Below are 21,959 nucleotides of genomic sequence, written 5' to 3' on the forward strand. Positions count from 1 at the left end.
ACGTCTGCACTTGCCGGGCCATTGTGCCAGCCCGGACTGTCAGCAGTCAGACGCCGACCTTGCCCGTGGCATCCCGGCTGGCCGGAATCGCGCACTCTGCCGGATCGCCTTCGGGTTGTGCCGCCGCCAGGGCGCGGGCCCTGCGGCGGGCCAGTGGCGCCGCCAGGGCGGTGAGCGCGATGAAGGCGCCGATGGTCAGCAGCACGATCGTCGCGCCGGGCGGGACGTCCTGGTAGTACGACGTGACCGTGCCGCCGATCGTCACCGTGACACCGATCGCGACGGCGATCGCGAACGTCGCCGCGAAGCTCCGGGTGAGCTGCTGGGCGGCCGCCACCGGCACCACCATCAGCGCGCTCACCAGGAGGAGACCGACCACGCGCATCGCCACCGTCACGGTCACCGCCGCGGTGATCGCCGTCAGCAGGTTCAGGGCGCGCACCGGAAGGCCCGTGACCCGGGCGAACTCCTCGTCCTGGCTCACCGCGAACAGCTGGCGGCGCAGGCCGAGGGTGACCAGCACCACGAACGCGGCGAGCAGGATGATCGCCGTCACGTCCGACTCGCTCACCGTGGACAGGGAGCCGAAGAGGTACGACGTCAGGTTGGCGTTGGAGCCGTTCGGCGCGAGGTTGATGAACATCACGCCGCCGGCCATACCGCCGTAGAAGAGCATCGCGAGGGCGATGTCGCCGCGGGTGCGGCCGTACCAGCGGATCAGCTCCATCAGGACCGCGCCCAGGACGGAGACCAGCGTGGCCATCCACACCGGCGACCAGGAGAGCAGGAAGCCGAGGCCGACGCCGGTCATCGCCACGTGGCCGATTCCGTCGCCCATCAGGGCCTGGCGGCGCTGGACGAGGTAGATGCCGACGGCGGGCGCGGTGATGCCGACCAGGACGGCGGCGAGCAGCGCCCGCTGCATGAAGTCGTAATTCAGGAAGTCCATCAGCTCAGCAGCCCCGTCCGGATCGGTTCGGCGTCGTGAGCCGCGTGCGGGTGTACGTGGTCGTGGCCGGGCAGCGCGTGCTGGCCGACGGCCTTCGGGGGCGGGCCGTCGTGCGTCACGCAGCCGTCGCGCAGGACGACCGCCCGGTCGATCAGGGGCTCCAGCGGGCCGAGTTCGTGCAGGACCAGCAGGACCGTCGAGCCGGCGGCGACCTGCTCCCTGAGCGTCTGCGCGAGCACCTCCTGGCTGGCCAGGTCCACACCCGCCATCGGCTCGTCCATGATCAGCAGTTCCGGCTCGGAGGCCAGGGCGCGGGCGATGAGCACCCGCTGGTGCTGACCGCCGGACAGGGCACCGACCGAGTCCTTCACCCGGTCCGTCATGCCGACGAGGTCCAGGGCGCGGCGTACGGCCGCGTGGTCGGCCTTGCGGAAGACGCCGAAGCGGGTGCGCGACAGGCGGCCCGAGGAGACGACCTCGCCGACCGTGGCGGGCACGCCGCCCGCGGCCGTCGTGCGCTGCGGGACGTAGCCCACCCGCGCCCAGTCGCGGAACCGGGCCCGCGGGGTCCCGAACAGCTCGATCTCGCCGGTGCTGACCGGCACCTGGCCGATGATGCTGCGCACGGCGGTCGACTTGCCCGAGCCGTTGGCTCCGAGCAGGGCGACGACCTCACCGCGGCCCACGGTGAGGTCGATACCGCGCAGGACGGGGCGCGAGCCCAGCTCGGCGCGGACTCCGCGCAGCGAAATGACGGGCTCGGTCATGCCGTCCTCCGTAGGTTGGTCACTTGGCCCCCAGCGCGGTCTGCAGCGCCTTGAGGTTGGCCTCCATGACCTGGAAGTAGTCGTCGCCCTTGGACTTGTCGGTGATGCCTTCCAGCGGATCCAGAACGTCCGTCTTGAGGCCCGCGTCGTCGGCGAGGGTCTTCGCGGTCTTGTCGGACACCAGTGTCTCGTAGAACACGGTGGTCACGCCGTCGGCCTTGGCCTCCTGCTGGAGCTCCTTGATCCGGGCCGGGCTGGGCTCGCTGTCCGGGTCGACGCCGGAGATGGCCTCCTGGGTCAGGCCGTAGCGCTCGGCGAAGTAGCCGAAGGAGGCGTGGTTGGTGAAGAAGACCTTGCTCTCGGTGTTCCTGAGCCCGTCCGCGACCCGGGTGTTGAGGGCGTCGAGCTTCTTGACCAGCGCGTCGGTGTTCTTCTTGTAGTCGGCCGCGTGATCCGGGTCGGCCTTCTCGAAGGCCGCGCCGACGCCCTTGGCGATCTCGGCGTACTTCACCGGGTCGAGCCAGACGTGCGGGTCGAGGGCGTGGCCCTCCTCCTCGGAGTGCTCCTCCTCGGCGTGCTCGCCCGCGTGCTCGTGCTCGACGTCGCCGTGGTCCTCGAGCTTGGTCAGCGAGGCGGCGTCGATCTTCGTGTCCAGGCCCGCCTGCCCGATGGCCTCGTCGATGGACGGCTGCAGGCCCTTGAGGTAGAGCGCCGCGTCGGAGTCCTCCAGCTGGGCCCGCTGCTGTGCGCTGATCTCCAGGTCGTGCGGCTCCTGGCCGGGTTCGGTCAGACTGGAGACGTTGACATGGTCGCCCCCGACCTGCTCGGCGAGGAAGGCCATGGGGTAGAACGACGCGACGACGTCGAACTTGTCCGTGTTGCCCGCGGCCGCGCTGTCCGAGGAGCAGGCGGAGAGCGTGCCGATACCGAGTGCGGTGACGGCCGCCAGGGCAAGCCCGGATATGTGATGTCGTCGTACGTTCATGACAGTCATTTTCAGCAAAGGTGGAAACGATTGTCAACAAGCGTGAGGGGCTGTCCACAGAGGGCTACCGATTTGGTTGAGGGGGAGGCCCCGCCGGTACCCTGAAGCATTCGCTGTGAAGCGCCTCGCTTCGTCGCCCGTCGTCGTAATGAAGAGAGCACCGTGGCCGCCGACAAGATCGACACCATCGTCAGCCTGAGCAAGCGCCGTGGCTTCGTATTTCCCTGCAGTGAGATCTACGGCGGTCAGCGTGCCGCATGGGATTACGGGCCGCTGGGTGTCGAGCTCAAGGAGAACCTCAAGCGCCAGTGGTGGCGCTACATGGTGACGTCGCGCGAGGACGTGGTCGGTATCGACTCGTCCGTGATCCTGGCCCCCGAGGTCTGGGTCGCCTCCGGCCACGTCGCCACCTTCACGGACCCGCTCACCGAGTGCACCTCCTGCCACAAGCGGTTCCGCGCGGACCACCTTGAGGAGTCGTACGAGGAGAAGAAGGGCCGCGCCCCGGAGAACGGCCTCGCCGACATCAACTGCCCCAACTGCGGCAACAAGGGCCAGTTCACCGAGCCCAAGCAGTTCTCGGGTCTGCTGTCGACGCACCTCGGCCCGACGCAGGACTCCGGCTCGATCGCCTACCTGCGCCCCGAGACCGCCCAGGGCATCTTCACCAACTTCGGTCAGGTGCAGACCACCTCGCGCCGCAAGCCGCCGTTCGGCATCGCGCAGATGGGCAAGTCCTTCCGCAACGAGATCACGCCCGGCAACTTCATCTTCCGCACCCGCGAGTTCGAGCAGATGGAGATGGAGTTCTTCGTCAAGCCGGGCGAGGACGAGAAGTGGCAGGAGTACTGGATGCAGGAGCGCTGGAACTGGTACACCGGCCTGGGTCTCCGTGAGGAGAACATGCGCTGGTACGAGCACCCGGCGGAGAAGCTCTCCCACTACTCCAAGCGCACCGCCGACATCGAGTACCGCTTCTCGTTCGGCGGCAGCGAGTGGGGCGAGCTGGAGGGTGTCGCCAACCGCACCGACTACGACCTGAACGCCCACTCCAAGGCCTCCGGCCAGGACCTCTCCTACTTCGACCAGGAGGCCGGCGAGCGCTGGACGCCGTACGTCATCGAGCCCGCGGCCGGTGTCGGCCGCGCGATGCTGGCGTTCCTGCTCGACGCCTACGTCGAGGACGAGGCGCCGAACGCCAAGGGCAAGATGGAGAAGCGCACGGTGCTGCGGCTCGACCCGCGTCTGGCGCCGGTGAAGGTCGCGGTGCTGCCGCTCTCGCGCAACCCGGAGCTCTCCCCGAAGGCCAAGGGGCTCGCGCAGGCGCTGCGGCAGAACTGGAACATCGAGTTCGACGACGCCGGTGCGATCGGGCGCCGGTACCGGCGCCAGGACGAGATCGGTACGCCGTTCTGTGTGACGGTGGACTTCGACACGCTTGAGGACAACGCGGTCACGGTTCGTGAGCGGGACTCGATGAAGCAGGAGCGTGTGTCGCTGGACCAGATCGAGGGGTACCTCGCTGCGAGGCTCGTCGGTTGCTAGGTCGTTGCTAGATCGCCGAGCGGGGCTGCGTCTGCCTTGCTGGTGTGGTTCGCCGGCCGCGGGTTCGTCGTGGCTTGTCGCGCAGTTCCCCGCGCCCCTTGGTGGGTGCGGGGAATCGGCGTTTTGAGGGGCCCGGAATTGGTCCTCGTGAGCGGGGGGTGATTGGCCCTGTTCCGGGCGTGCCCGGGGCCGGAAGGTGGCGGGCATGAGTATCGCCTTCCTGCTGACCACCCTTGTTGTCGTTGCCACGCCCGGCACCGGTGTCGTCTACACCCTTGCCGCCGGGCTCTCCCGTGGGCGGCGGGCCAGTGTTGTCGCCGCGCTCGGATGCACGCTCGGGATCGTGCCGCATGTGCTGGCCACGGTGACCGGTCTGGCGGCGCTGCTGAATGCCGGCGCCGCCGCCTTCCAGGTCCTCAAGTACGCCGGTGTCGCCTATCTCCTCTACATGGCGTGGGCGACCGTGCGGGACAAGGACGCTGTCGCCGTCGAGGAGGGCACCACCCCGGAGTCGGCGCGGCAGGTGATCGTCCGGGCCGTGCTGATCAACATCCTCAATCCGAAGCTGACGATCTTCTTCTTCGCGTTCCTGCCGCAGTTCGTGAGCCCGCACGAGCCGCACGTGGTGATGCGGATGCTGGCGCTGAGCGGGGTGTTCATGCTGGCGACGTTCCTGGTCTTCGCGGCGTACGGCGTCCTGGCCGCGTCCGTGCGCGGCCACGTCACCTCCCGGCCGAGGGTGATGACGTGGCTGCGGCGGAGCTTCGCGGGGTCGTTCGTGGCGCTGGGGGCGAAGCTCGCCCTCACGACCAGGTGAGCCTCAACGGCCCTGCAGGGACTTCACGTTGTCGCCGAACGTCCAGTTCTTCGAGCCGTCCCAGTTGAGCGACCAGGTCATCAGGCCCTTGAGGGACGTGCCGTAGTGGCGCCAGGCCTGCGCGACCAGGGACGGGGACATGTAGCCGCCGCCCGCGCCGGACTGGGCGGGCAGGCCCGGGACCTGCTTGTCGTACGGGACCTTGATGGTCGTGCCCTGGATGACCAGGCCCTTGTTGAGGCAGTCGGTCTGGGCGGTGAAGCCCTGGACGGTGCCGGCGGCGTAGGAGTCGCCGGAGCAGCCGTACATGCTGCCGTTGTAGTACTGCATGTTCAGCCACCACAGGCGGCCGTTGTCGGCGTACTTCTTGATGATCGGCAGGTAGGCGCCCCAGATCGAGCCGTAGGTGACGCTGCCGCCGGTGACGTACGCCGTCTCGGGGGCCATGGTCAGGCCGAAGTTGGACGGCATCCGGGCCAGCACCCCGTCAATGATGCGGATCAAGTTGGCCTGTGACGTGGAGAGTTGGCCGACGTTGCCGCTGCCGACCAGGCCCGTCTCGATGTCTATGTCGATGCCGTCGAAGTTGTACTTCTTCAGGATCGGGACGATCGTCGCGACGAAACGGTCCGCAACGGCGGTCGAGCTCAGGTCGATGCCGGCCGTCGCGCCGCCGATCGACAGCAGGATCGTCTGACCGGCGGCCTTCGCCGCGCACATCTCGGCGGGGGTGGCCACCTTCACCCCGCTGTCCATGCCGTCCTCCCACAGCGCCGTCCCGTCGGAGCGGATGACCGGGAAAGCCGCGTTGAGCACGTTGTAGCCGTGGGCCGCTATGCGGGAGTCGGTGATCGGGGTCCAGCCGAAGGGCGGGTGGACGCCGTTGGCGGCGCCGTCCCAGTTCTCCCAGTAGCCCTGGAGGACCTTGCCGGACGGCTTCGACTTCACGGCGCAGGTGTCGGCGGCCGAGGCGGGGGCGGCGACGGGGAGCTGGGTCAGACAGGCGGTCGCCAGGGCGGTGGCGAGCAGGCGCAGGGCGCGGCGGAGCATACGGGGCCTCCCGGTGGGGGTGCGGTGAGGTGTCGTAGGCATGACAGTGCTCGTGGTCCAGACCTCTCGTCAATAGGTCTGGACCACGTTGGACAAGTATGGAATGACAGATATTGAAATCTGTCAGCTGTTAGGGCATGGTGGGGGCATGACGATGCAAACTCGCTCCCTCGGAACCACCGGCCCCCAGGTCTCCGCCCTCGGCCTCGGCTGCATGGGCATGTCCGCGCTGTACGGCGACGCGGACCGGGCCGAGTCGATCGCCACCGTGCACGCCGCCCTGGAGGCCGGCGTGACTCTGCTCGACACCGGCGACTTCTACGGCATGGGTCACAACGAGATGCTGATCGGCGAGGCCCTGCGCACCGCGCCCGCCGGCCTGCGTGAACAGGCCCTGGTCAGCGTGAAGTTCGGCGCGCTGCGCGACCCGGAGGGCGGCTGGGTCGGTTACGACGGCCGGCCCGCCGCCGTGAAGAACTTCGCCGCGTACTCACTGCAGCGCCTCGGCGTGGACCACATCGACGTGTACCGGATCGCCCGGCTCGACCCCGACGTACCGATCGAGGAGACGGTCGGCGCGATCGCGGAACTGATCGAGAAGGGGTACGTCCGGCACGTGGGCCTCAGCGAGGTCGGCGCCGACACCATCCGCCGGGCCGCCGCGACCGCGCCGATCGCCGACCTCCAGATCGAGTACTCCCTGATCTCCCGCGGCATCGAGGAGTCGGTCCTGCCGACCACCCGTGAGCTCGGGATCTCCATCACGGCGTACGGCGTGCTGTCCCGCGGGCTGATCTCCGGCCACTTCGCCCCGGACCGGCAGCTCGCCGCGAACGACTTCCGCGCCTTCTCGCCCCGCTTCCAGGCCGAGAACCTCCAGCACAACCTGACCCTGGTGGAGGCGCTGCGGAAGATCGCCGAGCAGAAGGGCGTCTCCGTCGCCCAGATCGCCATCGCCTGGGTGCTCTCCCGCGGCGACGACATCGTGCCGCTCGTCGGCGCCCGCACCCGGGAGCGGCTCACCGAGTCGCTGGGCGCGCTGGAGGTCACGCTGGACGCGGCCGACCTGACGGCGATCGAGGAGGCGGTGCCGGCGGACGCGGCGGCGGGCGACCGCTACCCGGCCGCGCAGATGGCGCACCTGGGCAGCAAGTAGTGGCCCCGGGGCCGGGTCCTGGGCCAGGTACGGTCTAGGACATGTCGCAGACGCCCACGACCCTGACCGCCGAGCGCATCCTCGAAGCCACCGAGGAGGTGCTGCGCCGCCACGGCCCGGCCAAGGCCACCGTGGTCGACGTGGCCCGCGCGCTCGGCGTCAGCCATGGCAGCGTCTACCGGCACTTCCGTACCAAGGCGGCGCTGCGGGAGGCGGTGACGAAGCGGTGGCTGGACCGGACGACGGGGATCCTGGCGGCCATCGTCGCCGCCCCGGACCTGGACCCGGAGACCCGGGTGCGCGAGTGGCTCGCGGCGCTCTTCGCCGCCAAGCGACGCAAGGCCTTCGACGATCCCGAGCTCTTCGCCACGTACTCGGTGCTGACCACCGAGACCGTCGAGACGGTCGTCGGCGAGCACATCGCCGAGCTCACCGGCCAGCTGACCGAGATCGTCCGCACGGGCGCCGAAGCGGGCGCCTTCACCGCCGACAACCCCGCCACCACGGCTCTGGCCCTCTTCCGGGCGACGGACCGCTTCCATGACCCGCACTATTCGGGGGAGTGGGAACAGCCCGGGGTGGAGGCGGAGTTCGGGGCGGTCCTGGATCTGTTGATGCGTGGGCTGCGGGCTCGGGGCTGAGCCGGGGCGCGGGGGTCGATGGGTGGCGTCTTGCGGGGTGCGGACGCGGGTGAGTGGTCCGGGTGGGCGTCGGTCGGGTCCGTCGGCACCATTGGCGAACGCGCCGGCCGGCTGTCCGAGGTTGTCCGTGTGGCGCGGGAGCTGGGCGCGTTCATGGCCGAGGCCCCGCCGTCACGGCTCTCCGCCCTCTTGGGGGCGACGGACCGCTTCCATGACCCGCACTATTCGGGGGAGTGGGAACAGCCGGGGGTGGAGGCGGAGTTCGGGGCGGTCCTGGATCTGTTGATGCGTGGGCTGCGGGCTCGGGGCTGAGACGTCACAGGCGGTCCGGTTCGCCGGTCGTGCGTCCGAGGTAGGTGACCGGTCCCGGATCCGGGACGTCGATCTCGTGGAAGCCGAGGCGGTCGTAGAAGGCCCTGGCCGGGGTGTTGGCCGTGACCATGGAGAGATGGACGGCCGGGACCTCCTGGTCGTGGAGGGCCCGCAGCAGGGTGCGCATGAGCGCGCGGCCGTGGCCCCGGCCCTGCCACGCCGGAAGCAGGTCGATGTGCAGGTGGGCCGGGTAGGCCGCGACCTCCGGGACGAGCATGCGCTCCGGGTGGTGCAGCAGGCCGAGCATCCGCTCGTCCGGGGTGGTCGGGGGGTCGGGCGGCTCGGGGTGGCGACGGGCGGCCACGGGCAGCCACTTCGTGCGGAAGGCCGTCACGAAGCGCGGGGTGTCCGCGGCGCCCAGGATGTAGCCGACCGCCCGGCCCGCCCCGTCGTCCAGGACGAACGCGAGATCCGGTTCCAGGACGACGTACGGGAGCGCGAAGGCCGCCGGGAAGATGCCGGGATCACGGTAGTGCGGCCGGCTGTCCCCGCCCTCGTGGGCCGTGCGGACGCAGATGTCCTCGACGGCCGCCCGGTCCCCGGGGTGGTACCGGCGGATGCCGGTCATCGGGCGCGGGTCATCGGTCGGACTGGGCGCCCGTCGGGTCCACCGTCGCCTGGTGTTCCTCGGCCAGGTGTTCCTCCGCCTTCAGCCACGGCAGGAACTGGGCGCTCTTGCGCCAGCCGCAGGTGTCGCATCTGATCGAGCGCTGCGCGCCTTTGCGTTGTACTCGCACGACGTGCTCGCGTCCGTGGTGGTCCCAGCGGCTCACCTTGCTCGTGTTGATCTCCAGCATGACGCCTCCAGCGTCCGAGGACATCGAGTCCGCATGCCCGGCCGGGAGCAGCCGTGCGCAGCAAGGAGTGTGCAGCAAGACCAACATCAACAGGGACTTTTCCCCGGCGAGTTGACCAACCTGTGGCCACACCCTCACCGGATGATCTCAACGTACGGTCAACCGATCGTGCGCGGCAGACGCAGGCTGAGCAGGCCTGTCAGCACCACTCCGGCCAACTGGACCACGAGCGTGACGACCAGGGCGTCGCCCATGCCCATCGTGGCGGCCAGGGAGAGGAAGAGCGTGCCCAGCGTCGCCACACCCAGGGCCAGCGACGACTGCTGGGTCGTGATCATCACCCCGCTGCCGACACCCGCCCTCGCGGCCGGCACCTCGGAGAGCACGATCCGGAAGATGACGGGGAGTTGGAGGGCCTGCCCCGCACCGGCGATCGCCGCGCCCGGCAGCAGCTCGACGAAGCCGAATTCCGGCCAGAACCGCCAGGCGGCCAGCGCCATCAGGGCCACGCCCACTCCCTGGATCACCGCACCGGCGGTCACGACCCGGGTGCCGTAGCGGGCGACCAGCCGGGGGCCGGCCAGCGAGACGAAGAAGAACACCACCGCCATCGGCACGAGTGCCACTCCCGCCGCGACCGGGCCGAGGCCCGCGCCCTGCTGCAACGCCACCGCGATCACGAACATGAAGCCGCTGAAGCCGATCGAGAACGGCACGATCATCACCAGCCCGCGCCGCAGGGACGTGAGCGCGAAGAGGCTCGGCGGTACGAGCGGAGTGCGCCCTGCCCGGTCGGCCCGCCGCTCCACCGCGTAGAACGCCCCCGCCACGAACGGGAACGCCGCCAGCGACAGCCACGTCCACAGCGGCCAGCCGGCCGCCCGGCCCTCGGTGAGCGGGGCCAGCAGCGCAAGGAGGGAAACGGCGAGCAGGACCGTGCCGGGCCCGTCCAGCGGCTCGGGGCGCTGGGAGCGGGTCTCCGGCATCGCGCGGGCGGCCAGGAAGAGGCCGACGAGGACGACGGGGACGTTGACCAGGAAGACCGAGCGCCAGCCGGTGCCCGCGATGTCCGCGGCGACGAGCACGCCGCCGAGGATCTGCCCGGCCACCATCGACAGGCCGGCGGTGGCGCCGTAGAGGCCCATCGCCTTCGCGCGGCGCTGACCGCTGGTGGCAGCCTGAATGGTGGCCAGCACCTGCGGCAGCATCGCCGCCGACGCCGCTCCCTGCGCGACCCGCGCCGCGACGAGCGTCCACGCGCTGGGCGCGAGCCCGCACGCCAGCGAGGTCAGCCCGAACGCCGCCATACCGCCCAGGAAGAGCCGCCGCCGGCCGAACAGGTCACCGAGCCGCCCGCCGAGGACGAGCAGCACGGCGTACGCCAACCCGTAGCCCGCGACGACGAGTTCGAGCACGGCCTCGCTCGCCGCGAGGTCGTGGCCGATGGTGGGCAGGGCCACGTTGACGATGAAGAAGTCGATGAGCGGAAGTGCCGCGCCCAGCAGCACCGTGAAGAGCCCGAGGCCGCCGAGCGAGGGTGGTGCCGCGATGGCCGGGGCCTTGCGTGAAGTGATGGTTTCGGTCACGGTCACGAGCCTGCTCCCGCTCCGAGACGGGTACCAGAGTGTCCTTATCCTGGTAGCGAAAGCACCTGGAAACAGGATCCGGGGAGCGGCAGGCTGGAGGAATGACGACCATGGCCCAGGAAACGGCGACCGAAGCTCCCCGCCCCGTCGTCGCGTCGGAGATCCGGCGCCACGAACTCGCCGCCTTCCTGCGCCACCGCCGCGAGCACATCACCCCCGAGCAGGTCGGCCTGCCCCGCGGCAGCCGACGCCGCACACCGGGCCTGCGCCGCGAGGAGGTCGCCCAGCTCTCGGCGGTCGGCGTGACCTGGTACACGTGGCTGGAGCAGGCCCGGGACATCCAGGTCTCCGTCCAGGTCCTGGACGCCCTCGCCCGCACCCTGATGCTCGACCCCAGCGAGCGTTCCCACCTCTTCCAGCTGGCCGGGGCGGTGGATCCGACGCCGGCGACGACCTGCCCGTCGGTGACCCCCGCGATGCGTGCCGTCCTGGAGCAACTGGAGCCGTACCCGGCCTGTCTGCAGAACAGCCGCTACGACATCCTCGCCCACAACCGCACCTACGGTCTGCTGCTGTGCGACCTGGAGGCGGTGCCGCCCGAGGACCGCAACTGCTTGATCCTGTCGTACACGCACGAGGAGTGGCAGTCGTCGATCGTGCACCTGAGGGAGGCCCAACGCCTCATGGCCGCCCGCTTCCGCGCCGCGATGGCCGGCCACCTGGCCGAGCCCGTCTGGAAGATGCTGCTGAAGAGGCTGCGCGCGGAGTCCCCGCAGTTCTGCGAGGTCTGGGACCGCCACGAGGTGGTGTCTCACCGCAGCAAGCGCAAGGAGTTCCTCAACCGGCACGTGGGGCGGGTGGTCGTCGACCACACGGACCTGTGGCTGAGCCCGGAGGTGGGGCCGAGAATGGTGACGTACGTGCCGGCGGACGAGGAGTCACGGGACCGCCTGGAGAAGCTGCACGCAATAGCGCTGGCGAGGGCGACGCCCTGAGGGGCGCGGGGAACTGCGCGACCAGCCCCCACCGGCCCGCGGTCGCAAAGCCTACGCACTGACCCGGGACGCGTCGCGAACCTCCGCCGACTCCAGCCGCTCAGCCGTACGTTCAGCGGTGCGCCGAGCCCACGGCCCACTCGTGACCGCCCCCACCACCAGGACCATGAGCCCGCACCCGGTGAGGATCCACCAGCCGGGCACGGCGGCGTCGACGAACGTCTCCCGGTACGACGACACCGACACCCCCGCCGCCAGCACGGCCCCGACCACGGCCACCCCCAGCGTCTGCCCCAACTGCCGGCTCGTGGAGGCGACGGCCGCCGCCACCCCGGCCTGCGCGCGCGGCATACCGGAGACCGCCGTGTTGGTGATCGGCGCGTTGACGAACCCGAAGCCGATACCGAACACCGCGTACCCGAGGACCAGCGTGGCGTTGGACGTCTCGGCGTCGAAGACGGCGAACAGGGCCGCGCTCAGGGTCATCGCGGTGCCGGCGATCAGCAACGACAGCCGCGGCCCCCGGGTGCCCACCAGCCGCCCCGACAGAGGTGCGCACAGGAACATCGGTGTCGCCATCGGCAGCATCCACAGCCCCGCGTGCAGCGCGTCCAGCCCGCGCACGTTCTGGAGGTAGAGCGTCGACAGGAACAGGAACCCGCCCAGCGCCGCGAACGCGCTGATCGCGATCACCGTGGCCCCACTGAACGGCGCTGAACGGAAGAACCGCAGGTCGATGAGGGGCTCGGTGCGGCGGGGTTCGTAGATCAGGAGGGCGGTCAGCGCGGCCAGGGCCACGCCACCGAGGAGCAGGGTCTCGGACGCGGGTGCCGTCGGCGCCGCGATGATCGCGTATGTCAAGGCGCCGAACAGCGCGATGACCAGCACCTGGCCGACCGGATCGGGGCGGCGGGCCCGCGCGGCGCGGGACTCGGGGACGTAGCGGAGGGTGAGGAGGAGCGCGGCCAGGCCCACCGGCAGGTTGACCCAGAAGATCGACCGCCAGCCGACCGACTCCACCAGCAGCCCGCCGACCAGCGGGCCCGCGGCCATCGAGATGCCGACCACGCCACCCCACACCCCGATCGCCCGGGCCCGCTCGCGCGGGTCGGTGAAGGTGTTGGTGATGATCGACATCGCGACCGGGTTGAGCATCGAACCGCCCACCGCCTGCACCATCCGGAAGGCGATCAGGGCGTCGAGGTTCGGCGCGAGGGAGCACAGGGCCGAGCCGATGGTGAAGACGACCAGGCCCGCCATGAAGACCCGCTTGCGGCCGATCCGGTCCGCCGTGGAGCCGGCCAGCATCAGCAGCGAGGCGAGGACGAGCGTGTACGCGTCGATCGTCCACTGCAGACCCGACGTACTCGCGTCGAGATCGCGCTGCAGGGCGGGCAGTGCGACGTTGAGCACGGTGTTGTCGAGGCTCACGATCAGCAGGCTCATGCAGCAGATCGCGAGCACCAGCAGTCGGCGGCGAGGGCTGAGCTCCGGCATTCTTGAATAGTACGCCTAACTAATGAATTTCGACCCACCCGGTCCGGTACGTGAGAATGGGGGGATGTCCATGACCGCCCCGCCCGTCGCCGCACCCCTCCAGTTCGGTCCGCACACCGTGCAGCCGCCCGTCGTCCTGGCCCCGATGGCCGGGATCACGAACGCGCCCTTCCGCACGCTGTGCAGGGAGTTCAGCGGTGGCAAGGGGCTGTTCGTCAGCGAGATGATCACGACCCGGGCGCTGGTCGAGCGCAACGAGAAGACCATGCAGCTGATCCACTTCGACGCGACCGAGAAGCCGCGCTCGATCCAGCTGTACGGCGTCGACCCGGCCACCGTCGGCAAGGCCGTCCGCATGATCGCGGAGGAGGGCCTGGCCGACCACATCGACCTGAACTTCGGGTGCCCGGTGCCGAAGGTGACGCGCAAGGGCGGCGGCTCCGCGCTGCCGTACAAGCGGAACCTGCTGCGGGCGATCCTGCGGGAGGCGGTCAGCGGGGCGGGTGACCTGCCCGTCACGATGAAGATGCGCAAGGGCATCGACGACGATCACATCACCTACCTCGACGCCGGCCGGATCGCCGTCGATGAGGGCGTGACGGCCATCGCCCTGCACGGCCGTACGGCCGCCCAGCACTACGGCGGCACCGCCGACTGGGACGCCATCGCGCGGCTGAAGGAGCACGTCCCGGAGATCCCCGTGCTCGGCAACGGCGACATCTGGTCGGCCGAGGACGCGGTGCGGATGGTGCGGGAGACCGGGTGCGACGGGGTGGTCGTCGGGCGTGGGTGCCTGGGGCGGCCGTGGCTGTTCTCGGACCTGGTCGCGGCCTTCGAGGGGCGTACGGAGGCCGTCGCGAGGCCCGGCCTGCGCGAGGTCGCCGACGTCATGGTCCGGCATGCCACGCTGCTGGGTGAGTGGATCGGGGACGAGGCGCGCGGCGTCATCGACTTCCGCAAGCACGTCGCCTGGTATCTGAAGGGCTTCGCGGTCGGCTCCGAGATGCGCAAGCGGCTCGCCGTCACCTCCTCGCTCGAGGAACTCCGGTCCGGGCTGGACGAGCTGGACCTCGACCAGCCGTGGCCGACCGGTGCCGACGGGCCCCGTGGCCGTACGTCCGGCAACAACCGGGTGGTGCTGCCGGACGGCTGGCTGAAGGACCCGTACGACTGCGCGGGCGTGGGCGAGGACGCGGAGCTGGACACGTCCGGGGGCTGAGCGCTATTTCGACGCGTGCGGTGTCGAGCCGTACGCCGTCAGGAAGCGGTCCCGGAAGGCGCTCATCCGCCAGACCGGGGCGTCCTCGGCGGGCTTCAGGCCGTCCGTCCAGTTCCAGTCGGCGATCTTGTCGAGGACCTTCGGGTCCTTGGCGACGATGGAGATCGGCACGTCACGGCTCGCGTGGTTGCCGCTGACCCGGGCCATCGGCTGGTGATCGCCGAGGAAGACGAGGACGGTGTCGTCGGTGCCGTAGCGCTCCATCCACTGGGTGAGGCCGGTCAGCGAGTACTCGACGGACTTGCCGTACTCCTCGCGGGACTTCGTGGTGTCGGTGAGGACGTCCGCCGCCTTCTTCCCGGCCTTCTGGATCGGGCCGAAGACCGAGCCGTCGCCCAGGTCGTCCCAGTCGACCATCTTCGGCAGCGGAGCCCAGGGCTGGTGGCTGGAGGTCAGGATGACGAAGGACATCAGCGGCTTGTCGCGCTTCTTGCCGTGGATCCGGCGCTGGAAGGCCTCCAGGGCGTACTGGTCGGGCATCGTCGACCAGCTGAACTTCGGGCCCCTGTAGCCCAGTTGCCAGGCGTTGTACATCCTGTCCAGGCCGTACCACTGCGACTCCGGCCAGCCCTTCTGTACGCCGGGCATGACCCCGACCGTGTCCCAGGCGCCGGTCTTCTGGAACGCCTTGGTGAGGGTGAGGTGTTCGCCGGCGGTGACGGTGCGGTAGCGACGCTGGTTGTCGATCCACAGGCCCGACATGGTGGTGGAGTGGCCCAGCCAGCTGCTGCCGCCGAAGGTCGCCGAGGTCAGCCAGCCGCTCCTCGCGTGAAAGCCCGCCTCGGCCAGGGCCGTGTTGCTGGCGTCGAGGGTTCTGCCCACGCCGGGGGCCGTGATCGGGTCCTCGATGGCGGTGCGGCCGTAGCTCTCGATGAAGGTGAAGACGACGTCCTTGCCGCGCAGGTCCGGCAGCAGTTGGTCGGGGGGCGTGTTGCCGAAGGTGTCCTCCTTGGCCTCCTCGGCGAACCGGGCCTCGTCCTCCAGGGAGTCCACCGTCCGCTGTGCGTGGGTCCTGAACGCGCCGGCCGCGTGGTCGGAGGCGATGGGCATGCCGAAGGCCTGGAGGCCGAGTGCGGTGCAGGTGATCCACACCGTGCCGGCCATGAGCGCGCCCTGGGTGGCCCTTGCCTTGTGCCGGGCGAGCAGGGTGCTGAGGTGGATCGTTGCGGCCGCCATCAGGGCCATCAGCAGCAGGATCAGGATCACGCCGCCCACCGCGGCACCGGTGGCCACGGCTGTGCCCATCGTGTCGGCGACGTACGACTGGGCGTCGGGGAGGAGGTCCCAGTCGAGGGCGGCGTTGAAGCCGCGGCCGAGGTATTCGTTGAAGCCGATGTCGAGGAGGTTCAGCACGGTGAGTACGGCGAGGCCGATGCCGTAGAGCGTTGCCGCTATGAGTCTTGGGCGGCGAGGGAGGGCGAGCATGACTACTGCGCCGATGATCGCCTCCGCGGGGATGCGGGTGAATCTGTTCGGCTGCAGGGCGGGGAGGGTGTTGGGGAGGAGGAGGGCGGCGAGGATCAGGGCGGTGGCGAGGGCGGTGGTCGTCCAGTGGAGAGTGCGCCTGATTCTCAGCGCGCGGGCGGTCGGGGGCTTTGCTTCGGGCTCGGCTGCGCCTTCGCCCGTGCTGTTGTTCCCACCCGCACCACCTGTGCCGCTTTGGTCGTCGGGTGCGGTTGGCCCCACAGCCGGTTGCTCACCGTCGGCGGCCGCGGGTTCGGGGTGGCGGGGTGCGGCTCCGTCGGAGGGGGCGGGGGGCTCCTGCGGTGCGTCCTCTCTGTCGGTGGCCGCGGCTTTGCCGGAGGGTGAGAGGGGTTCCTGCGGTGTGTCCTCGGCGTCGGTGGCCGCGGTCGCATCGCGAGGTGGTGCGGCTGCCTCGTCGGACGGGGCGGGCGGTTCCTGTGGTGTGTCCTCGCCGTTGATGGCCGCCTCCTCGTCGGAGGGGGCGGGGGGCTCCCGCAGTGGGTCCTCGCTGGCGGTGGCCGCGGTCTCGTCGGAGGGCGAGAGGGGTCCCTGCGGTGCGTACTCGCCGTTGGTGGTCGGGTTCTCGTCGGCAGGGGCTGGGAGCTTCCGTGCCGCGTCCTCGCGGTCGGTGTCGGCCGTTTCGTCGGCGGATGCAGGCGGGACCTGCGGGGAGTCCCCGCCCGCTGCCGTTGCGGGGGGCTCGATGGAGGCCGTCTCGTCGGGCAAGTTGTTCTTCTTGCCGGGCAGTTGACGTAGGCGCGTGAACACAGGCACCCGAAGGTCCTTCCGTGCGAGGCCCCTGGTGGAGTGGTGCGGCGGGCCTCGCTGGGGAGGCTGGGGGCCCGCCGTCATCCCGTACGGTCGGCCCCCGGCCGGTGTTCAGCTCCGGTGCCCCAGCGCTCGGCAAACGCTGGGCAAACGGCAGGCCAACAGGCCCGTGGTCGTCCGCCTACGCCCCGCCCACCGCCGTCAGCAGCGCCAGCGGGGCCGCCGCCGAGCGGGACTCGCGTACGCAGGCGTGCGGGTACGGCACCGGTTCCGCGTGGGTGTCGCGGCCGTAGCCCGCGAGGACCTCGGGGAGGCGGTGGCCGGTGGTCGTCGCCGCGTCGACCAGGGCGTGGGCGACCGTGCGGGCCTCGTCGTGCAGGCCGTAGCGGGCCAGGCCCAGGGTGATCAGCGCGTTGTCGTGCGGCCAGACCGAGCCCCGGTGGTAGGAGAGGGGGTGGTAGGCGGGCTGGCCGGATGCCAGGGTGCGCACTCCCCAGCCCGAGAAGAAGTCAGGCTCCAGCAGGCGCCGGCCCACCGCCTCGCCGTACTCCTTGTCCAGCAGGCCGGACCACAGGAGATGCCCCGCGTCCGACGCCAGCGCGTCCACCTGACGGCCCCCGCCGTCCAGCGCCAGGGCGGGGAAGGAATGCTCCGGCATCCAGAAGTCCCGCTGGAAACGGTCACGGAGGTCGCCCGCCGCCTGCTCCAGGAGGGCCGCGTAGGTCTCGTCCTGCCATGCCGTGCGGGCCAGCCACGCCGTGCGGCGCAAGGCGTCGTACGCATAACCCTGGGCGCCCGCCGCCATCACGGGACCGCCGGGACGGGTGCCGTCGGCGGAGCAGATGGCGCCGGGGGAGTCCTTCCAGTTCTGGTTGGCGAGGCCGCCCTGGTCGGCGCGGTAGACCAGGTAGCCGCGGGAGGTCAGCCCGCCGTGGTCCAGCATCCAGCCGATCGCCGCGCGGGCGTTGGGCTCCAGGGCGCGGGCCAGGGCTGTGTCGCCGGTCTGTTCCACGTACGCCCCGAGCAGGATCAGGAACAGCGGCGTCGCGTCCACCGAGCCGTAGTAGCGGCCATACGGCACCTGCCCGAAGTGCGCCAGCTCGCCGTGCCGGACCTCGTGCACGATCTTGCCGGGCTGGGCGACGGACTCGGGGACCATCTCCGTGGCCTGGGTCGCGGCCAGTGCGGGGAGGGTGGCGGCGGCGAGGCGGGGGCGGTAGGGGAGGGCGAAGAGCGAGGTGAGGAGGGCGTCGCGGCCGAGGAGGGTCAGGAACCAGGGGGCGCCGGCCGCGGGGACGCGCAGTTCCTCTCCGTCCGGGCCCGTCGCCGGGACCTGGAGCGCGGCCAGGTCGGCCAGGCCCCGTGCGCAGGCGGCGGCCAGCTCGGGCCAGCCCGTCGGGAAGGCCACGCCCTCAACGAACTCGCCTTCCTGGGAGAGGAGTTGGGAGGACAGGGCCGCGGGGGAGCGGGGGACACGCAGGGCGCGTTTGTCGCCGTGGGGGCGGGCCATCACCCGGAGGGTCAGCTCCGCCGTGCCGTGCGGGTCGAGATCGAGGGTCCACACCAGGCGGCGGGCGCCGGTGCCGGTCTCCTCCACGCCGTCGGGGGCGGGGTCGGCCGTCACGGTCGTGATCGAACGCCATTCGCCTCGCTGGTACGCGAACTCCACCCCGTGGTCCAGGGCCTGACGGGAGCGGGTGGCGCCGGTCTTGGCGTACGTGCGGTGGTCGGAGCGCAGCTCGAACTGGTCGGTGAAGTCCGCGTCCGCGGTGATCGCCAGGCGGATCGTCGTCGGCACCGGGCGGTTGCTCGTCACCCGCAGGGACTCGATGAACGCCCCGTCCCCGACGGCCTGTTCACGGAAGAGGGTGTAGGCCGGAGGCTCGTTGCGGCCGCCGCGCGGGACCAGGACACAGCGGGCCGTGTCCCCGTCGGCGACCGGGGAGAGCGCCTCGGGCACCGCGCCGTCCACGGTGAGCTGCCAGCGGCTCAGATGCCGGGCGTCGCGTACGAATAACCCTTCCGGGGAGCCGGCGGCCCGTACGCCGCTGATGTCCCCGCCGTCGCCCACGGCGGCGAACGTCCCCCCGTACACGAGCAGATGATGGCGGTCCGTCATCCCCGGTCCCCTCCCTTGAGTTCCCTGACGGCGGTCGTGTCCCACGCGGGGTGGTCGTGCAGCAGGTCGAGCGTGAGCGCGGCGGTCCAGCTGAAGCCGGTGGCTCCGCAGGCGTCGCCGGTGTACGGGCTGACGTACTCGGCGAACCCGGAGGCGTCGGCGGTGTGCAGGATCGCCCTGCGCAGGGCGTCGGCCCGGCCGCGCTCGCCGTGCAGCCGGAGCCCGCGCTCCAGCAGCCAGCTCGTGTTGAACCAGGCCGGGCCCCGCCAGTAGCGGTGCGGTTCGAAGGCCTCGCCGAGGAGGTCGTAGCTCGGCACGAGGCGGGTCGTGCCGCCGAGGCCGAAGTGCGGTCCGCCCAGCGTCCGTACCAGGGCGGCGGCGATGTCGCGGGGGAGGGCGGGGAGGAGGAGCGGGACGAGGCCGGAGACGCTGCGCTCGGGGAGCAGCTCCCCGGCCGCCGGCCCGTCGGACCGCCCCTCGCCCGGTCCGTCGCTGGGCCCCTCGCTCCGCACGTCCCGGCAGAAGAACATGCCCTCCGCCGGGTCCCACAGCCGCTCGATCAGCGCCGCCGTCAGCCGCTCGGCGCGCGCGTGCCGGGCCGTGCCCGTCGCCCCCAGCTCCCGGGCGATCTCGGCCAGCGCGTGTTCGGAGGCGATGAGCAGGGCGTTGAACGCCGGGTCCTCGACGGCGAAGTCACCGGTGCCGTCGGCGTACCCCCCGTCCCGGTAGTCCGTCGCCAGCCGCACATACCGCCCGTAGTCCAGATCCGTCGGCCGGTCCTCCGCCGCCCCGTGGTCGAGGTCGGCGCGGCGGAAGGAGCGGGCCGGGGCCGGGGTGACGCGGGAGAGCGGGGCGTCCCAGCAGGGGCTGTTGTCCATACCCTGTTCCCACGGGTGCACGACGGACGCGAGGCCGCCTGCGCCGAGGTCGCGCCGGTGCAGCAGATAGCGGTGCCAGGCGGCGAGGCGGGGATACATCCGGGTAAGGAAGCCGCGCGCCCGGGACAGCCCAGGGTCGGCGCGGTGCACCAGCCAGGCCGCCAGCGCGTGCACCGGTGGTTGCACGATGCCGGAGGTCTGTACGGTGCGCGGGGCGCCCGCGGCGCGCCCCGCCGTCGAGGAGCGCCAGAAGTCGGGGCTCGGGAAGTAGGCGTCGAGCGGCACGGAGGGGTTGAAGACGATGTGCGGGACCCGCCCGTCACCCCATTGGGCGTCGAGCAGCGTCTCCAGCTCCGTCTGCGCCCGCAGCGGCGAGACGTGCCTCAGGCCGATCGCGATGAACGCCGAGTCCCAGGACCACTGGTGCGGATACAGACTGCACGAGGGCACCGTCGAGGTGCCGGTCCAGTTGTCCTCCAGCACCCGGGCGGCTTTGACGTGCAGCGAATCCGCCGCGGGCGGCGGATCGTATGCAATGTCACGCGCCGCGGGACGGACTGTGAGCTGGGCAGTGCGATCCACTCGGGGCTCCCCGAAAGACGTCCGGCCGACCGGTTCGGTCATGGCTACCGTAGGGTTACGTCTATTTAACACGCAAAACCCAATATGTAATGCAGAGTTGAGAAGCACAAGGGGGTGTGCATGAGCGCACGGGGTCAGGCGAGTGCCGGGGAACTGCTCGAACTGGTGCGGAGCGGGCGAGCCGTCACGCGCGGGGCGCTCCAGCAGGCCACCGGTCTCTCCCGGGCCACCGTCGGTCAGCGCCTCGACCGCCTCTTCCGCGCCGGCTGGCTGCGCGAGGGCGCCGGCGGCCCCGTGGACTCCCCGCTGGGCGGCCGTCCCTCCATCACCCTGGAGTTCGACGACGCCCACGCCGTGGTCCTGGCCGCCGACCTGGAGACCCGGCACGCGCGTGCCGCCGTGCTCTCCCTGACCGGCGAGATCCTCGCCGAGCACACCGGCACGCTGGTCATCGAGGACGGGCCGGACCTGGTGCTGGGCGAGCTCGGGCGCTGGTTCGCCGAGCTGCTGGAGAAGACCGGGCGCCGGGCCGGCGAGGTGGGCGGCATCGGGCTCGCGGTGCCGGGGCCGGTGGACAGCGGGACCGGCCGGGTCGTCCAGCCGCCGATCATGCCCGGCTGGGACGGCTACGACATAACGGGCCGCCTGGCCAGGGCCTTCACCGAAGCCACCGGCGCCGCGCCGGTCCCGGTGCTGGTCGACAACGACGCCAACCTCATGGCGTACGGCGAGCAGCGCACGGGTTTCCCCGGCTGCTCGGCGTTCGTCCTGGTCAAGGTGTCGACCGGCATCGGCGCCGGCGTCGTGGTCGACGGCTCGATCTACCGGGGCATCGACGGGGGCGCCGGCGACATCGGCCACATCAGGGTGCCGGCGGGCGCGGACGCGCTGTGCCGGTGTGGTTCGTACGGCTGCCTCGCGGCCGTCGCCAGTGGCGGCGCCGTGGCCCGGCGGCTGGCCGAGGCGGGGGTGCCCGCGGCGTCCGGGTCGGATGTGCGGGACGTGCTGGCCTCGGGTCATCCGGGGGCGGCCGCGCTGGCACGGGAGGCCGGGCGCCACGTCGGGGACGTACTGGCGACGGTCGTGACACTGCTCAATCCCGGGGTGCTGATGATCGCCGGGGATCTGGCCGGGACGCCCTTTCTCACCGGCGTACGCGAGTTGCTGTACCAGCGGGCGTTGCCGCGCTCCACCGCTCATCTGAGCGTCGTGACCTCCCGGCTGGGGGACCGAGCCGGGCTCGTGGGTGCCGGGGCGCTGGTCGTGGAGCATCTGTACGCGCCCTCGCGGGTGGAGGAACGGCTGCTCGCACTGGGGGTGTGACGTCCGTGTTTCCGTCTCGGGGCACGTCCGCATGGTGAAATCTCGTCGGCTGTGGCAGCGTGATTCTCGCCACCCTTGATAAGGGTTGCGCTCAGATGAGCGGATCTTGAGCGGCTGCACTTCTCCAAGGGGTGGCACTCGGTGCCACCCCTTGATCGTTCATCGATCGAAATCAAACGTGCGGGATGGCTGCTCATCTGAGCGATATACCGCACCTGTGGGCCCTCTTGCGTTCAAGAAGTGAAAACATCCGGCCGTCACGGCTTGCCAAGCCTTGACTTTCGATCCACTGGCGGACGGGTGGTTACAGGCGCATGACGCGTGAGTAGACGTACCCAGGCGCCTTCGATCTGGGTATGTTCCTCGCCGTCAGGGCAGCCACCGCGTCC

Annotated in this window: 19 protein-coding genes; 8 read left to right on the top strand and 11 right to left on the bottom strand. The window is 70.9% G+C overall.

Annotation, left to right across the window (positions count from 1 at the left end; genetic code table 11):
• Positions 1 to 46: 46 nt before the first annotated feature.
• The 3 genes from ACWGDB_RS10345 to ACWGDB_RS10355 are packed head-to-tail and all read right to left on the bottom strand — an operon-like array spanning position 47 to position 2,701.
• Positions 47 to 949 carry a metal ABC transporter permease gene (locus ACWGDB_RS10345; protein WP_453822047.1) on the bottom strand — a complete coding sequence of 301 codons (903 nt, stop codon included), beginning with the start codon at positions 947 to 949 and terminating at the stop codon, positions 47 to 49.
• The gene (locus ACWGDB_RS10350; RefSeq protein WP_453822048.1) at positions 949 to 1,716 is read right to left on the bottom strand and encodes a metal ABC transporter ATP-binding protein; all 768 of its coding nucleotides are present in this window, start codon (positions 1,714 to 1,716) and stop codon (positions 949 to 951) included. The genes ACWGDB_RS10345 and ACWGDB_RS10350 overlap by 1 nt, the downstream gene beginning before the upstream one ends.
• Positions 1,717 to 1,735: 19 nt before the next feature.
• Positions 1,736 to 2,701, bottom strand: coding sequence for a metal ABC transporter substrate-binding protein (locus tag ACWGDB_RS10355; RefSeq protein ID WP_453822049.1), 966 nt, complete (start codon positions 2,699 to 2,701; stop codon positions 1,736 to 1,738).
• 162 nt (positions 2,702 to 2,863) lie between these two features.
• Here ACWGDB_RS10355 and ACWGDB_RS10360 point away from each other — a divergent pair, with 162 nt between their 5' ends.
• Together ACWGDB_RS10360 and ACWGDB_RS10365 are read left to right on the top strand one after the other, a co-directional pair.
• Positions 2,864 to 4,246, top strand: a complete 1,383-nt coding sequence (locus tag ACWGDB_RS10360; protein WP_453822050.1) for a glycine--tRNA ligase — start codon at positions 2,864 to 2,866, stop codon at positions 4,244 to 4,246.
• Positions 4,247 to 4,451: 205 nt separating this feature from the next.
• Positions 4,452 to 5,063, top strand: a complete 612-nt coding sequence (locus tag ACWGDB_RS10365; RefSeq protein ID WP_453822051.1) for a LysE family translocator — start codon at positions 4,452 to 4,454, stop codon at positions 5,061 to 5,063.
• 3 nt (positions 5,064 to 5,066) lie between these two features.
• On the opposite strand, the gene ACWGDB_RS10370 is transcribed toward ACWGDB_RS10365, so the two are convergent.
• The gene (locus tag ACWGDB_RS10370; RefSeq protein ID WP_453822052.1) at positions 5,067 to 6,113 is read right to left on the bottom strand and encodes a chitinase; all 1,047 of its coding nucleotides are present in this window, start codon (positions 6,111 to 6,113) and stop codon (positions 5,067 to 5,069) included.
• Positions 6,114 to 6,261: 148 nt separating this feature from the next.
• Between ACWGDB_RS10370 and ACWGDB_RS10375 the strand changes: the two genes are divergently transcribed.
• From ACWGDB_RS10375 to ACWGDB_RS10385, 3 genes are read left to right on the top strand one after another with little or no spacing between them, the layout of a single operon-like run.
• A complete protein-coding gene (locus tag ACWGDB_RS10375; RefSeq protein WP_453822053.1) occupies positions 6,262 to 7,269 on the top strand; it encodes an aldo/keto reductase in 1,008 nt (335 codons plus the stop codon).
• A gap of 41 nt (positions 7,270 to 7,310) precedes the next feature.
• Positions 7,311 to 7,910 (top strand): TetR family transcriptional regulator, encoded by a 600-nt coding sequence (locus ACWGDB_RS10380; RefSeq protein WP_453822054.1) that lies wholly within the window; start codon positions 7,311 to 7,313, stop codon positions 7,908 to 7,910.
• Positions 7,911 to 7,928: 18 nt separating this feature from the next.
• Positions 7,929 to 8,222, top strand: coding sequence for a hypothetical protein (locus ACWGDB_RS10385; RefSeq protein WP_453822055.1), 294 nt, complete (start codon positions 7,929 to 7,931; stop codon positions 8,220 to 8,222).
• A gap of 4 nt (positions 8,223 to 8,226) precedes the next feature.
• On the opposite strand, the gene ACWGDB_RS10390 is transcribed toward ACWGDB_RS10385, so the two are convergent.
• The 3 genes from ACWGDB_RS10390 to ACWGDB_RS10400 all read right to left on the bottom strand — a co-directional run bounded on the left by ACWGDB_RS10390 (position 8,227) and on the right by ACWGDB_RS10400 (position 10,665).
• Complete coding sequence (locus ACWGDB_RS10390) at positions 8,227 to 8,850, bottom strand: GNAT family N-acetyltransferase (protein ID WP_383235644.1); 624 nt, start codon at positions 8,848 to 8,850, stop codon at positions 8,227 to 8,229.
• Positions 8,851 to 8,860: 10 nt separating this feature from the next.
• Positions 8,861 to 9,079 carry a hypothetical protein gene (locus ACWGDB_RS10395; RefSeq protein WP_453822056.1) on the bottom strand — a complete coding sequence of 73 codons (219 nt, stop codon included), beginning with the start codon at positions 9,077 to 9,079 and terminating at the stop codon, positions 8,861 to 8,863.
• Between the two features lie 158 nt (positions 9,080 to 9,237).
• Complete coding sequence (locus ACWGDB_RS10400; RefSeq protein WP_453822176.1) at positions 9,238 to 10,665, bottom strand: MFS transporter; 1,428 nt, start codon at positions 10,663 to 10,665, stop codon at positions 9,238 to 9,240.
• A gap of 101 nt (positions 10,666 to 10,766) precedes the next feature.
• Here ACWGDB_RS10400 and ACWGDB_RS10405 point away from each other — a divergent pair, with 101 nt between their 5' ends.
• On the top strand, positions 10,767 to 11,660 hold the full coding sequence (locus ACWGDB_RS10405; RefSeq protein WP_453822057.1) for a helix-turn-helix transcriptional regulator: 894 nt from the start codon (positions 10,767 to 10,769) through the stop codon (positions 11,658 to 11,660).
• 51 nt (positions 11,661 to 11,711) lie between these two features.
• On the opposite strand, the gene ACWGDB_RS10410 is transcribed toward ACWGDB_RS10405, so the two are convergent.
• The gene (locus tag ACWGDB_RS10410) at positions 11,712 to 13,157 is read right to left on the bottom strand and encodes an MFS transporter (protein WP_453822058.1); all 1,446 of its coding nucleotides are present in this window, start codon (positions 13,155 to 13,157) and stop codon (positions 11,712 to 11,714) included.
• Between the two features lie 70 nt (positions 13,158 to 13,227).
• Between ACWGDB_RS10410 and dusB the strand changes: the two genes are divergently transcribed.
• Positions 13,228 to 14,376, top strand: coding sequence for a tRNA dihydrouridine synthase DusB (gene dusB, locus ACWGDB_RS10415; protein ID WP_453822059.1), 1,149 nt, complete (start codon positions 13,228 to 13,230; stop codon positions 14,374 to 14,376).
• 3 nt (positions 14,377 to 14,379) lie between these two features.
• Here dusB and ACWGDB_RS10420 read toward each other — a convergent pair whose 3' ends face one another.
• From ACWGDB_RS10420 to ACWGDB_RS10430, 3 genes are all read right to left on the bottom strand, one after another.
• The gene (locus ACWGDB_RS10420) at positions 14,380 to 16,398 is read right to left on the bottom strand and encodes a CDP-alcohol phosphatidyltransferase (protein WP_453822177.1); all 2,019 of its coding nucleotides are present in this window, start codon (positions 16,396 to 16,398) and stop codon (positions 14,380 to 14,382) included.
• Positions 16,399 to 16,849: 451 nt separating this feature from the next.
• Positions 16,850 to 18,787, bottom strand: a complete 1,938-nt coding sequence (locus tag ACWGDB_RS10425; RefSeq protein WP_453822060.1) for an amylo-alpha-1,6-glucosidase — start codon at positions 18,785 to 18,787, stop codon at positions 16,850 to 16,852.
• Positions 18,784 to 20,247: an MGH1-like glycoside hydrolase domain-containing protein gene (locus ACWGDB_RS10430; protein WP_453822061.1), complete on the bottom strand. Its 1,464-nt coding sequence runs from the start codon at positions 20,245 to 20,247 to the stop codon at positions 18,784 to 18,786. The genes ACWGDB_RS10425 and ACWGDB_RS10430 overlap by 4 nt, the downstream gene beginning before the upstream one ends.
• A 120-nt stretch (positions 20,248 to 20,367) precedes the next feature.
• Between ACWGDB_RS10430 and ACWGDB_RS10435 the strand changes: the two genes are divergently transcribed.
• Complete coding sequence (locus ACWGDB_RS10435) at positions 20,368 to 21,570, top strand: ROK family protein (RefSeq protein ID WP_453822062.1); 1,203 nt, start codon at positions 20,368 to 20,370, stop codon at positions 21,568 to 21,570.
• Positions 21,571 to 21,959: the final 389 nt, after the last annotated feature.

This window comes from Streptomyces sp. NPDC055013 (assembly GCF_053608645.1).

Excerpts from the sequence above, each read along its gene's own strand:
- ACWGDB_RS10345 (WP_453822047.1), bottom strand. The coding sequence starts at position 949 with ATGGACTTCCTGAATTACGACTTCATGCAGCGGGCGCTGCTCGCCGCC.
- ACWGDB_RS10350 (WP_453822048.1), bottom strand. The coding sequence starts at position 1,716 with ATGACCGAGCCCGTCATTTCGCTGCGCGGAGTCCGCGCCGAGCTGGGC.
- ACWGDB_RS10355 (WP_453822049.1), bottom strand. The coding sequence starts at position 2,701 with ATGAACGTACGACGACATCACATATCCGGGCTTGCCCTGGCGGCCGTC.
- ACWGDB_RS10365 (WP_453822051.1), top strand. The coding sequence starts at position 4,452 with ATGAGTATCGCCTTCCTGCTGACCACCCTTGTTGTCGTTGCCACGCCC.
- ACWGDB_RS10370 (WP_453822052.1), bottom strand. The coding sequence starts at position 6,113 with ATGCTCCGCCGCGCCCTGCGCCTGCTCGCCACCGCCCTGGCGACCGCC.
- ACWGDB_RS10375 (WP_453822053.1), top strand. The coding sequence starts at position 6,262 with ATGACGATGCAAACTCGCTCCCTCGGAACCACCGGCCCCCAGGTCTCC.
- ACWGDB_RS10380 (WP_453822054.1), top strand. The coding sequence starts at position 7,311 with ATGTCGCAGACGCCCACGACCCTGACCGCCGAGCGCATCCTCGAAGCC.
- ACWGDB_RS10385 (WP_453822055.1), top strand. The coding sequence starts at position 7,929 with ATGGGTGGCGTCTTGCGGGGTGCGGACGCGGGTGAGTGGTCCGGGTGG.
- ACWGDB_RS10390 (WP_383235644.1), bottom strand. The coding sequence starts at position 8,850 with ATGACCGGCATCCGCCGGTACCACCCCGGGGACCGGGCGGCCGTCGAG.
- ACWGDB_RS10395 (WP_453822056.1), bottom strand. The coding sequence starts at position 9,079 with ATGCTGGAGATCAACACGAGCAAGGTGAGCCGCTGGGACCACCACGGA.
- ACWGDB_RS10405 (WP_453822057.1), top strand. The coding sequence starts at position 10,767 with ATGACGACCATGGCCCAGGAAACGGCGACCGAAGCTCCCCGCCCCGTC.
- ACWGDB_RS10410 (WP_453822058.1), bottom strand. The coding sequence starts at position 13,157 with ATGCCGGAGCTCAGCCCTCGCCGCCGACTGCTGGTGCTCGCGATCTGC.
- dusB (WP_453822059.1), top strand. The coding sequence starts at position 13,228 with ATGACCGCCCCGCCCGTCGCCGCACCCCTCCAGTTCGGTCCGCACACC.
- ACWGDB_RS10425 (WP_453822060.1), bottom strand. The coding sequence starts at position 18,787 with ATGACGGACCGCCATCATCTGCTCGTGTACGGGGGGACGTTCGCCGCC.
- ACWGDB_RS10435 (WP_453822062.1), top strand. The coding sequence starts at position 20,368 with ATGAGCGCACGGGGTCAGGCGAGTGCCGGGGAACTGCTCGAACTGGTG.